Raw genomic sequence first — 12,532 nt, forward strand, 5'->3', positions numbered from 1 at the left:
CGGCTGCCTGCGTGCTCGGCCTCCCAGCGGCAGGTGCAGCGCATGCGCCCGTCCGCGGACGTCACCTCGTAGAGGTCCCCTTCGCTGCCGAGGACCCGCCAGGAGCCGTCGCCGGGTGCCCGACGGACGCCGCCCTCGGCCAGCACCTTCCGGGCGGCGGCGAGGCGCGGGTTGCGGCGGATCACCTTCTCGCTGTCGACCGGCAGCTCGCGGTGGAACCAGGCCTGCTCGACGAGGTCGTACCCGAGCCGCCCGGACGCGGCGAGCCAGGCCAGCCCGGACTCAACGTCGGCGGAGGACAGCCCCGTCCTGCGGACGAGGTCGTCACGGTTGACGACGGCGTCCCAGCCGAGGTCCGCGAGCAGTCGACGCCCGTGCTCCTCGGCGTCCGGGCGGGCGAGCAGCATGAGCAGCGTGCCCTCCCCCGAGAACCCGCGGTAGGGGTCCGGACTGACGACGAGGGTGAACCGCGCGCCGGGCAGCTCGAAGGTCCAGGCGCTCGTGCCGCTGTCACCGACGTGGACCGTGAGCCCCCGGGCGTGCCGGGCGACGCGCTCGCAGCCGCGCAGGCGCGTGGCGCCCGCCAGCGGGATCGACCCGGGGAGCTCGCGCGAGGACAGCCGCCACCCGGACGCCACGGGGAGCACGTGCACGCTGGGCCCGGGCGGGGCCACCCGGGGCAGGGAGGCCAGGAACCGCGGGATCCGCGGTCCTGGCAGCTCGGCCACCCGGCGCATCCCCGCCTGCAGTGCGGGCACCTCGGCGAGACCCCGGACCCACCGGTCCGGGAGCGTCACCTTGCGCTCGACGTAGGTGGAGTCCGGCGAGGACGCCCGCAGCTCGTCGGGACCGACGCTGAGGTGCAGCGGCGCGGACCTGTCGACGCGGGCGAGCGCGGTGCGCAGGTCCGGGCCGATGTCGACGTTCGTCGTCCCGAAGCCCACCCCGCTGCTGCCGAGCCCCTCCGGGAGGACGTCGAACCGGGCGTGCACCCCGTTGCAGGCCGAGAACGACTCGAAGCGCAGCCGGTCCCCGCCCGCGGTGACCACCGGGTCGAGGTTGGCCAGCTTCTTGCCGAGCCCGGCGTCCGCGTACCGGCTGGCCGCGACGTCGGCCACCGCGAGGACTCCCGCCGCCGTGACGTCGGCCCGGTCCACGAACCCGCTGAAGAACGTCGGGTTGTCGACGAGCCCGGTCGGGGTCGCGCCCGGGCCGGTCGCGAGGTGGAGCCGGCCGCCCGAGGCGTCCTGGACCAGGCTCGAGGCGTACCGGTAGCCGCTCACGAGCCCGCCCCCCGCCCGTCGAGGGCCGCGACGAGGTCCCGCGCGCCTCGATGCGCCGCCGAGGATCCCGTGGCCGCCGCCAGCCCCGCGACGCCGGGTGGCGCTGCGTCCACCGCCGAACGCGGGACCTCGTGAGCGGTCGCCGCGAGGAGCCGGACCAGGGCGGCCAGCTGCGAGGACCGTCGAGGACGGGCGCAGAAGGCGTCGACGACGGCGAGCCCGGCGGGCCACCACCACCGGAACGCTCCCGGGTGCTCCAGCAGGGCGGCGAGCCCGTTGCCGAGCCTGCCGACGCCGAGGAGCCTGGCGTCCAGAAGGAGCTCGGCGCCACGGGCCAGCAGGGCGGGCTCGAGGCGACCGTGGGCCGCGAACTCGACGGCGTGGTCCGAGACGACCCCGGGCCTCGTCCCGGAGGCCTCGACGTGCTGCAGGAGGCGGGCGTGCAGCGGCAGTCCGAACGGCCCGTGCAGGTGCCCGGGGAACGGACCCCGGTCGTGGTGCTCCCCGGGGCCCAGGGCGGTCACCGTACGGTCCGCCCACCGCGGGAACACCCGCGCGGTCTCGGCCGGCCGTCCGGGGCACCAGGGGTCCGTGCGCAGGGGCTCGGGCAGTGCGGCCAGGGTCGAGAAGGGCACGGGCGCGGTCGGCGCACCCGTCCAGCGGCCGTCCTCGTCGAGCACCGGCGTCAGCGCGGGCAGCCCACCGGCCCGCAGCCAGGTGCGGACGAGCTCACCGGCGTCCAGCGACCGGACGCCGTTGGGGTCGGTGAACCGGGGGTCGGTCCGCACCCCGTCGGGGACCTCGGACGCGCGCCGCGCGTCGGCCGGCCGCAGCCGGTGCAGCGCCTGGACGAGGTCGAGGGGCCCGACGAGGGGATGACCATCCCGCGCCTCGGCGAGCCGCCCCAGCAGGTCGTCGAGGTCGAGCGTGCCGTCCGCCCACGTCGCCGTGGCGAGCAGCACCCCACCGTCCTCGGCGACGAGGAGCGCCTCCAGGGCACGCAGGAAGGCGAGCCGCTCCAGCGGGGACTCCACCCCCGAGGGGAGGACGACGGCGTCGACCCGCGGGTCGTCCGGACCGCGCAGCCGCTCCGCCGGACGGGGCAGCTCCTCGAGCTGCCTCCGCGCCCGCGCCCGGTCGAGACCGCCGTCCAGCAGCCGGTCGAGCAGGTCGGACTCGGTGGCGACCCGGCCGTGGGCCACTCGCCAGAACACTGCCGGGTCGACGCCGGACGCCCACACGTCGACGGCGGCGACGACGTCCCCGGCCGGGTATCTGCTGGCGAGCCCTTCGAGCACGGCACGTACCGGCGGGCCGCCGTGGCGCCGGACCGCGGCCGTCGTGATGGCGAGGGAGCGGTCCGGACCGGTGACCGCGGACCGGGCGTACTGATCGCCGTGCCCGGGAGGCCGGTACGCGACGTCGGTGTCCGACCAGCGGTACTCGGCATGGGTGTGCTGGCCCGCGAGCAGCCAGCGCACCTCGTCGGCCGGCTCGACGTCCGGCATCGGCGGAGTTCGCCGGTGCTCCGGCAGCGGCGGGTAGGTCTGCGGATCCTGCCGCTCCCACAGACCCGTGACCGGCGGCGACACCGGTGCGGTTTCGTCGGACCCCGCCGACCGGCCCCCGCCGAGTGCGTCGACGAGGGCCCGTGCCTCGGCCACCGCCTTGCCGTTGCCGGGAGACCCGGCGAGGGTCAGGAGGTGCGGTGGAGGTCGTCGCCCGGGAGGCACCTCCGCGGCGTGACGCGCCATGGTGCGCAGCAGGTCCGCGGTGCCCGACGGCCGCGCGGCGGCACCGCAGACCTCGTCGACGACCGAGAGAGCGGCGGGCCATCCCTGGCGGAGTCCGCCGCCGAGGAACAGCGCGTCGAGGGCCTCGCGCAGGTCCCGGACGGCCAGCCGGCGCTCCGCGAGCAGCTCGCGCACGGCCTCGAGCAGGTCGGCACCGCCGTCGAACTCGCCGGAGGCCATGGCGGTCAGGGTCTGCTCGACGACGATGGCCCGCATCGACCGGGTGACCTGGTTGCGGGCACCGGTCCGCAGCGCATTCCGCCAGCTGGGGCTCGGGAAGGATCTCGGCCAGTCGTCCCCCCAGGGCAGGTCGACGACGCCGGGCCGTGGTTCCAGGTCCCACAGCCCCAGGGCCACCGCCGGCTCGTCCTTGTCCGCCGGAGCGTCGCCGAGCGACGCCCGCACGGCGTCCACCGAGGCGTCGAACGCGGCGTCCTCACCGGTCCGCAGCGCGGCGAGCGCGGCGAGCGCGGCCTCGCGTCCGGCCCGCTCGACGAGGTCGCCGCGGCGCAGCGCCGACAGCAGCACCGTGCGCGGCTTCTTGTCGGGGCGCGCGGCGACGACGCGGGCCAGGTCCTCCAGGCCCGGGCCGTCGGAGACCGCCTCGAGCGCGAGCGGCAGCAGGCTCGCCGCGACGGAGCGGTCCGCGGTGGCCAACACGCCGAGCAGGTACACCAGACCGCCGGGGACCTCGTCGAGGGTCAGGTGGAGCGCCGTCGCGATCCCCCCGAGCACGCGTTGCGAGGCCGGCCTCTGGGGAGCGGTGAGCAGCCGCAGGACGTGGTCGAGGGGCGCGGCGCGGTCGACCACCCCGCGCTCGACGAGCTCGGCCACCACGGCCGGCAGGGTCGGGTACGTGCCGCACTCGCCGGACGCGAGGTAGAGCGGCAGCAGGTCCGGCATCAGCGGGTCGGCCGCCAGCCGGTCCGCGAGGTCCCCGTCCTCCACCCGGTACTCGTTCGGGTTCCCCTCCTTCGTCCCCGCCCACCACCGACCGAGGAAGGAGACGCCGGTCGGGCACGGGAGGCCGTGGTGGACGGCGGCCGCCCGGAGTACCCGCGCCAGCACGCCCTGGCAGTTCCTCGCGGACTGGCCGAGCGGGACGTGGCTCGCGGCCTCGACGAAGGCCGCCGCGTCGTCCCGGTCGAGGTCGCACAGCACCCGGACGAACACGTGCTCGCCAGGGTCCTGGTGATAGTCCCAGAGCTCCCACCACGGCACCCGCTTCGCCGCCATGACCGGGCCGAGCACCCACACGGCCGTCGTCGCGACGATCCACCGCGCCGTCCGGCCGACCGCGAAACGGCGATCGTGCTCGCCCTCCCCGATCACCGCCCCCAGCCGCGTCAGCATCGCGTCGGCTTCCCCCCGTCGGCCGACCCACTCCCGGGCCTCGCGGCGCCCCTGCTCGTCGAGCCCGTCCAGCAGTGCCCGGGCTGCTGCCGGGTCCCTCGCGAGCATCACCGCCTCGAGCCGGGTGGGGAAGTCCGTCGTCGTCATCGTCACAGCAAGCTCCTCGACGTCGAGCGGGCGGCGGTCATCTCGCGGCTCCCGGACGGTCCGCGGCCATCGCGTCGACGAGCTCCGCCGTCGCGCGCCGGACGTCGTCGTCGCCGTCGGTGCGCTGGGCGAGCGCGAGCACCCCCGGTGGTGCACCGGCCAGGAACGCTGACGGGACCTCCACCGCGTAGCCGGCGAGGACCTGCAGGAGGTGCGCGACCTCCGGCGGAGGATCGTCGGCCCGGCACAGTGCGTCGGCCAGGTCCGCGCCGCAGACCCACCACCACGCGAACGCGCCGGGCGCCTCCAGGGCCAGCCGGAGACAGGACGAGAGCTCGGCGAGCCGTAGCTCGCCCGCCCGCCACCGGCGCAGGCCCGCGGTGGTGAAGGCCCGCTGGCCGAGCCGTCGACGCTGGGCGAGGTCGGCCGCGGTCACCCACCCCTCGGGCGGGCGCGGGTTTCTCGCCCCGCCCGTGTCGGGCGACATGACGGCGATGAGCCGGTCGTGGAGCGGGACCCCACCGGTCACCGCGACGTGGCCGAGGAACATCTCCGGCGAGACCCACCTCGACCGGCCGACCTCGGCCCGGACGGTGCGGTCGGGCCAAAGGGGCATGAGCCGGGCCGTCGCCACCTCCGAGCCCGGCGCCCACGGGTCGTCGCGCAGGGCGCGTGGCAGCGCCTCGAGCGAGGTGAAGGGCACGGGCGCGACCGCCGTCGTGGACCACTCGCCGTCGTCGTCGAGCACGGGGTCCAGGTCGGGCAGTCCGCCCGCCTCGACCCACTGCCGTACCAGGGCGCCGGCGTCCCAGGACTCCGTGAGGCCCACACTCGTGAACCGAGGGTCGGTCGGCGGGCCGTCCGGGACCTCCGCGGCCCGGGCGGGGTCGACCGGACGCATCCGGTGGAGTGCCTGCACGAGGTCGAGCGGCCCGACCGTGGCGTCCGGGTCGCTCGCCACGACGGCCAGGCGGGCCAGGAGGTCATCGAGCTCGAGCGTGACGTCGGCGCGGGTGGGCGTGCTGAGCAGCACCTCGTGGCGGTCGGACCGGGCGAGCGCCTCGATCGCCCGGAGGAAGTGCAGCTGCTCGGCACCCCCTGCGAGCCCCCTGGGCACGACGAGCCGTCCGGAGCGGTCCTGCCGGAACTCCTCCAGCCGCTGGGGGAACGGTTCCGGCAGGTCCCAGACCTCGGGCCGGCCGGCCGCCCGAGCCTCTCGGTTGTGCTCCTGCACCCACTCGCGCTCGCTCTGCACCTCCGCGCCCGCGAACGCCCAGAAGAGGTCCTCGTCCGCGCCGCGGTCGAGCCAGACGTCGACGGCGAGCATGACGTCCCCGGACCCGCCGTGCGGTCTCAGCACGTCCGTCGGGACGGCGGCGGCCACGGCCGCGCGCCCCTGCCGGTGCGCCGTCCGGACCACGTGGGCGAGCATGAGGTCGGCGGACGCCGGACCCGGGTGGGACGCGGTCCAGGCCTGGGTCGAGTGGAACAGCCCGACGGTCGACTCGGGGACGCGTCCCATCTCCTGGCCCAGACGGTGCCGCAGCTCCTCGGCGTCGTCCACTCCCGTCATCTCCCCTGGTGGCACCATCCGCTTGCGGCTCGGCAGCGCGGTGGTGCGGGGCGGCCGCCTGAGCCACAGGCCCCGCCGGTCGGCGCGGAAGGGTCGTGGCGCCGGCGAGGCGGCCAGCCGGTCCTCCAGACCGGCCTCGTCGACGTCGAGGAGGGCGCAGGCCAGGGCAGCCGCCTCGGCACGGGCCTTGCTCCGCCCCCGACCGACAGCGACGGCCGCGACCTGGGCGGGCACGGGCCAGGGGCGGGGGACCTCGACGGCGTAGCGTCCCAGCACCCGCAGGACGTCGGCCAGGCCGGTGGGCCGCTTCGGGAGGCCGCAGAGGTCGTCGGCGACCGCGAGCGCCGCGGCCCAGCAGTGCCGCAGCCCGCCGCCGAGGAACAGGTCCTCGAGCACGGCCGCGAGGGAGGAGGTGTTGAGCAGCCCGAGGGCCGTGAGGGATCGGCACGCCTCACGCAGGGACACGCCGTCGCCGAACGTGCCGTCGTGCATGGCGGCGAGAGCCTCCCCCACGATCTGCGGCCGGCGTTCACCCGTGTGGGCGGCGCCGGACCGCAGGACGAGGTCCCACACGATCGGACCGTGGCGCTCGTCGTCGGACCGCGGGGACGACGGCGCCTGGGGCGTGACCTCCCACAGACCGCTCGCGGCGACCGGGACGGCATCCGCCGGCGCGTCCTCCCCGAGGGCGGCGACGACGCGCGCCACGTCGGCGTCGAAGGCGGCGTCCTCACCCGTGTGCAGGAGGGCGAGCGCCCCGAGGACGGCGTCCCGTCCGGCCCGCTCGACGACGTCGTCGCGGCGCAGCGCCGACAGGAGCATCGTCCGCGGCTTCTTGTCCGGGCGGGAGGCGACGACGCGCGCGAGGTCCCCGAGCCCGGGGCGGTCGCACACGGTCTCGATCGCCAGGGGGACGAGGGCCGCGACCACGGACCGGTCCGCCGTGGCCAGGACGCCGAGCAGGTAGACCAGGCCACCCGGGACCTCGTCGGCCCGCAGCCGCAGCGCCGTGGTGATGCCGGCGAGCACGCGCTGGGAGGCCGGGCGCTGTGGAGCGGTGAGCAGCTCCAGGACGTGGTCGAGGATCTCGGTGCGGTCGACGACCCCTCGTTCCACGAGCTCGGCCACTGCGGCCGGCAGGGTCGGGTAGGTCCCGCAGTCGCCGCACGCCAGGTAGAGCGGGAGAAGATCAGGCATGAGGGGGTCGCTCGCCAGGCGGTCGGCGAGGTCCGCGTCCTGCACCCGGTACTCGTCACGCTCGCCTTCCGCCGTGCCCGCCCACCACCGGCCGAGGAACGAGACACCGGTCGGGCAGGAAAGGCCGTGGTGGACGGCGACCGCACGGAGCACGCGCGCCAGCACGCCCTGACAGTTGCGGGCATCGCCGCCGAGCGGCACGTGGCTCGCGGCCTCGACGAAGGCCGCGGCGTCGTCCCGGCCCAGCTCGCACAGCATCCGGACCAGGTCGGCCTCGCCGGGGTCGTCGCGGTAGTCCCAGAGCTCTCGCCACGGGACCCGGCGGGCCGCCGACACCGGGCCGAGCACCGCGACCGCCGTCATGGCCACGATCCAGTGCGCCGTCTGGCCGACGACGAGCGACCGGTCGGAGCTGTCCTCCCGTAGCGACTGCCGGACCCGCTGCACCATCTCGTCCGAGTCCCGCCGCCGGCCGACCCACTCGCGGGCCTCGCGGCGTCCCTGATCGTCGAGCCCGTCGAGCAACGCTCTGGCCGCATCCGGGTCGCCCGTCAGCATCACGGCCTCGAGCCGTGTGGCGAAGCCGTCCGTCGTCGTGGTCAACACACCCTCCCCGTGTCGCCCGGGCATTCTGCCCGCTGCCGGCGGGCCCGGGGTCGGGAACAGGAGAACTCCACGCACCGGGACCTCACCTCGCGGGGCGGTGGGACGCGGTCACGGAACCCGGAGGGCCTCGATGACGGCCTCGCCCAGCGCGCTTTCCGCCACGTCCTCGGGGAGCAGCACCTCCGCGCCCGTGCCGTACTGGGCCTGCGTGCGGCGTGTCAGACGCTCGACGCGGATGCCGTCCGGCCCCCACCCGACCGAGACGAACCGGCCCGCCCGCGCCAGCGCCCGCCACGAGCCGAGTCCGAGAGCGGCCACCGTCGGGTCGACACCCTCGCGACGGTCACCCGGCGCCCGGCCCAGGACGACGACGCCGTCGCCGAGCCCGCGGTGGACGGCCGCCCCGAGGTCCGTCGCACCCGGCTCGCCCTCGGAGAAGGCGTGCGCCGACGACGCGGTCCAGGCGCCGTTCGTGTCCAGGTCGTAGGTGGTCACCGCCCATCGCAGTCCCACGACCGACACCTGCACGTGTCCACGGTCCACGGGTGTCCCGGGTCGCAGGCCCCGTCCGCCGAGCGCGGCGGACCACACCTGCGCGCTGTGCCGCACGAGGTCCCACCGCGTCGGCGCGTCACGACGTCGGTCGCGTCCATCCGCCATGCCCCACCCCCCTCTCGAACGTCCCCGTCGATGGCGCCCGGCGACGGGTCAGCCGCGGGAGGCGTCCTCGACGGCCGACTCGCGCGGGTCCGCGGTGACGCCGGGGCCGTCGACGCTCGGCAGGTCCGGCGAGGTGTCGAGGTCGGGCTCGAGGTAGATGACCATGTGCAGCTCGGGTGCGCACTCGCGCGCGGCGGACTCGGCCTGGTTGATGGCGCTCGTGATCTCCTCGGCGTCGTCGGTGCGCCCGACGGCGAGCTTGGCGGCGACGAGGATCTCGTCCGGGCCGAGGTGCATCGTGCGACTGTTGATGACCCGGTCGACACCCTCGGGCGACTCCAGGGCGCGCAGGATCTCGCGGCGCAGCTCCGGGGAGGCGGCCTCGCCGACGAGCAGCGACCCCATCTCGACGGCGAGGAAGCTGGCCAGGACGATGAGCAGGACGCCGATGACGCCCGAGCCGACGCCGTCCCACACCTGGTTGGCGGTGAGGATGGTCAGGCCGATGCCGAGGAACGCGGCGGACAGGCCGATGAGCGCGCCGAAGTCCTCGAGCAGCACGACCGGCAGCTCCGGGGACTTCGTCGAGCGGATGAACCGCAGCCACGACCGGCGACCGCGGATCTTGTTCGACTGCCGGACGGCGGTGCGCAGGCTGAAGCCCTCCATGACCATCGCGGCGACGACGACGGCCAGCGGCACCCACCACCACCTCGACTCGAACGGGTCGTAGCCGGTCTCGCCCAGCGCGGAGTGGATCTTCTCGTAAGCCTCGTAGAGGGCGAACAGGCCACCGATGACGAAGAGCATGATGGCGACGAGGAAGCTGTAGACGTAGCGCTGCTGGCCGTACCCGAACGGGTGCTCCAGCGTCGCCTCGCGGCTGGCGCGTCGGCTGCCGAGCAGCAGGAGCAGCTGGTTGCCGGTGTCAGCCACCGAGTGGATCGACTCGGCGAGCATCGAGGAGAACCCGGTGAGCAGGAAGGCGACGAACTTCGTGACCGCCACCCCGAGGTTGGCGAGGAAGGCCGCCATGATCGCCGACTTGCTCTCCTCGTTCGCCATGGGGCCGACAGTAGCGACGGGGTGCGCGGCCCGGAGCGCGCAGGTGCACGACGATCCGCGGGCCGCGGCGATCGCCTAGCGTGGGCCGCATGCCGACCCCCCGTGGAACCCTGGACTGGTCCCCCGCCGCCGACCACCCGGAGCTGCTCGCCCCGCCCGTGGCCGCCGCCGTCGGGGGGATCGACGGCGCGCTCGTCGCACCCATCGACCCCGCGCTCGCCGACACCGCCGCCCTGTGCGACGCCTACGACGTCGACCTCGCCGCCAGCGCGAACTGCGTCGTCGTCAAGGCCAAGCGCGCCGGGGTCGAGTCCTACGCCGCGGTCATGGTGCTCGCGACGCACCGGGCCGACGTCAACGGCGTCGTCCGGCGTCACCTGGGCGCCCGCAAGATCTCCTTCGCCCCGCAGGACGACGCGGTCGGGCTCACCGGCATGGAGTTCGGCGGGATCACGCCCATCGGGCTGCCGGCCGACTGGCCCGTCCTCGTTGACGACGCCGTGGCGGACGCCGGTGAGGTCGTCGTCGGCAGCGGCATCCGCGGCAGCAAGGTGCTGTGCACCGGCGCGGACCTGCTGACCCTTCCCGGCGCCGAGCGGCTCGCCCTGGCCCAGCCCGCGTCCTGACGGCCGGTCCTCGCGCTTGATCCGTCCTCGGCGCGGGTAGGAGGGCGGGCATGAGCGACGACGAGGCGAAGACGCAGGCCGAGCAGGCGGAGCAGGCGCAGGCCGAGGAGGACCAGTGGCAGGCCGAGAAGCCCGCCCGGCAGTGGCGTGAGGAGCAGGGGCGGATCGCCGAGACCGACCAGCTGGCACGGGCCGAGGAGATGGGCGACCGGGTCGAGACCTCCATCCCGGCGCCGGACCCCGAGGCCGACGAGACGCCGGGCGTCATCGCCGAGCGTCCGGTGGGCGAGGCGCGCGAGTCCGCCAGCGGGAAGCGGGATGCGCAGCACGGGTGAGCCCGCGGCGCGGGGGTGCCCTCGCGGGTGAGCGCAGGCCGACGGGCGTCCGGCTGTGCGACCCGGCCAGGAATCGACGGCCGGGAACCGCCGAGCGCCGCCGGGCCGCCGGGCCGCCGGTCAGAACGGTGGCAGGTCGGTGTCGCCGGTGGTGACGCGGTGGCGTCGGTGGTGGCCGGGGTGGTGACGCAGTGCCTCGCCGACGGCGCGCGCGAGGCGTCGGTGGGCGACCTCGCCGCGGTCGACGAGGAGTCCGAGCCGGCACTCCAGGGCGCTCCAGGTCGGCGGGGCGGGGTGCCCGGGTGGTGGGTGGGGCGGCGGTGACGTCGCGGAGTCCGGTCCCTCGGGTGTCGGCGGTGGTGGGTCCGGGGGGTCGGCGGCCCGCAGGACGAGGACGTCGAGGGCGTCCAGGGGGTGGGTCGTGCGGACGGCTCCGGCGGGGTCGGTCCAGGTGGCCGTGCCGTCGGGGGTGAGCCGGACTGACCAGCCGGGGGTCTGCTTGATCCGGTGGTGACGCCGGCAGAGGCAGAGGAGGTTTGCGGCGGAGGTCGGGCCGGTGGGCCAGGGGCGGACGTGGTCGAGGTCGCAGAACCGGGCGGCGACGGCGCAGCCGGGGAACCGGCAGCGTCCGTCGCGGGCGCGGACGAGGGCGGCGAGCCGCTCCGGCGGCCGGTAGCCGTCGCTGGTGAGGGCGTCGCCGGGGTCCGTGCGGGCGCCGGTCGCAGGGTGGCAGGCCACCGTCGTGGAGGTGCCGGTCAGGTGGTCTCGCAGCCAGCCCGCGGAGACCAGCAACGGCTCACCGGGGCGGGCGCCGTGGACCTGCACGAGGTCCTCCGGGCGTGACCGCCGCATGGCCGCCGGCGCAGCGGTCGCCGGCGCTGTCATCGAGGTATCACGCCTCGTCTCGACCGTCGAGGCCATGGTCGCGGGACCGGTGGCCGCCGCCGTGGTCGCCCCGGCGATGGCCGACCTCGCCCCGACCGTCGTCGACGCGGTGGTCATCGGCCCCGGTGCCGCCGCCGTCGGGAGGTGCGGGTGGGTGGCGTCGGCGGGGACGGCGAGGACGACCTGGACGTCGATGGTGGCGTTGCCGGTGACGAGGTCGGTCAGCGCCCGCCCGCGAGCCTGCTCGACCGAGGTGCACGTGCCGTCGGCGACGAGGTCGTGGGCGCGGCGGTCGATCGCGGCCCAGGCGGTGGCGGCGGTCTCACTGGGGAACGTGCCGTACCAGGCGTCCACGCCCGGCTCGGCGGCCCAGCGCCGCAGCCCCGTGGCCGCCCGCGCTCGCACGGCCCGCTCGCGCAGGAGGTCCGGCGCGATCCGGGCCAGGACCCGGCGGCAGCGGCGCCGCAGCGCGGCCCCGTCCTCGTGCAGGTGCGGGTCGAGCGCGGCGAGCACCGCGCCGGCGACCTCGGCCGGGGCCTCCTCCAGCTCGCCCGCGACGACGGACGCGCGGTACCCGTCCAGCCGTCCCTGGGCCATCGCGGTGTGCAGTCCGTCGAGGCCGGTGGGCCGAGGGGCCGTGCCGTCGTCGGTCTCGGTGGGCGTGCGCCCGGCGGCGACCCGCACGGCCTGCTCGACCCGACGCTGTGCCTGGGCGTGCGAGCAGCCCAGCGCCGGCGCGACGAGGTCCGCGGCGTCCAGCGACACCCGCCCGGGGCGGCACGTCCGCTCCCCCACCGTGCCGTCCTCGTCCCACACCTGCTCCTGCGGGCGACCTCGACGACGGCCAGGTCCTGCACGGCCGCGACGGTGTTCGCCAGGGTCTGGCCGGCGGAGACGACGGCGAGCCAGTCCTCGCGGGAGCGGGCCGAGCGCAACGCGCCGACGAGGGCGTCGGACGCGGCCGTCACCGCCGCACCGAGACCCTCCGCAACACCGCCGTGGTCGTCCA

At 76.1% G+C, this 12,532-nt stretch carries 8 protein-coding genes; 2 read left to right on the forward strand and 6 right to left on the reverse strand.

All coding sequences use genetic code 11. The features are described 5' to 3' along the window. The 5 genes from EPD83_RS07885 to EPD83_RS07905 form a co-directional block, all read right to left on the reverse strand. The coding region (locus tag EPD83_RS07885; RefSeq protein WP_128367287.1) for an SWIM zinc finger family protein at window positions 1–1,283 on the reverse strand (1,283 nt) is incomplete at its 3' end. Then, on the reverse strand, window positions 1,280–4,576 hold the full coding sequence (locus EPD83_RS07890) for a hypothetical protein (RefSeq protein ID WP_128367286.1): 3,297 nt from the start codon (window positions 4,574–4,576) through the stop codon (window positions 1,280–1,282). The genes EPD83_RS07890 and EPD83_RS07885, both read right to left, overlap by 4 nt. Before the next feature lie 37 nt (window positions 4,577–4,613). Continuing rightward, a complete protein-coding gene (locus EPD83_RS07895; protein WP_165566432.1) occupies window positions 4,614–7,949 on the reverse strand; it encodes a hypothetical protein in 3,336 nt (1,111 codons plus the stop codon). Between the two features lie 111 nt (window positions 7,950–8,060). Further along, window positions 8,061–8,447 (reverse strand): hypothetical protein, encoded by a 387-nt coding sequence (locus EPD83_RS07900; protein WP_128366323.1) that lies wholly within the window; start codon window positions 8,445–8,447, stop codon window positions 8,061–8,063. Between the two features lie 213 nt (window positions 8,448–8,660). Further along, window positions 8,661–9,677, reverse strand: coding sequence for a cation diffusion facilitator family transporter (locus EPD83_RS07905; RefSeq protein WP_128366324.1), 1,017 nt, complete (start codon window positions 9,675–9,677; stop codon window positions 8,661–8,663). An 89-nt stretch (window positions 9,678–9,766) separates the two neighbouring features. Here EPD83_RS07905 and EPD83_RS07910 point away from each other — a divergent pair, with 89 nt between their 5' ends. Further along, window positions 9,767–10,303 (forward strand): YbaK/EbsC family protein, encoded by a 537-nt coding sequence (locus EPD83_RS07910; RefSeq protein ID WP_128366325.1) that lies wholly within the window; start codon window positions 9,767–9,769, stop codon window positions 10,301–10,303. A gap of 50 nt (window positions 10,304–10,353) precedes the next feature. Continuing rightward, complete coding sequence (locus tag EPD83_RS07915) at window positions 10,354–10,638, forward strand: hypothetical protein (RefSeq protein ID WP_128366326.1); 285 nt, start codon at window positions 10,354–10,356, stop codon at window positions 10,636–10,638. 120 nt (window positions 10,639–10,758) lie between these two features. On the opposite strand, the gene EPD83_RS07920 is transcribed toward EPD83_RS07915, so the two are convergent. Beyond that, a complete protein-coding gene (locus EPD83_RS07920) occupies window positions 10,759–12,318 on the reverse strand; it encodes an HNH endonuclease signature motif containing protein (RefSeq protein WP_128366327.1) in 1,560 nt (519 codons plus the stop codon). Window positions 12,319–12,532 lie beyond the last annotated feature (214 nt).

Source organism: Phycicoccus flavus, assembly GCF_004025965.2.
GTDB classification, from domain to species: domain Bacteria; phylum Actinomycetota; class Actinomycetes; order Actinomycetales; family Dermatophilaceae; genus Phycicoccus; species Phycicoccus flavus.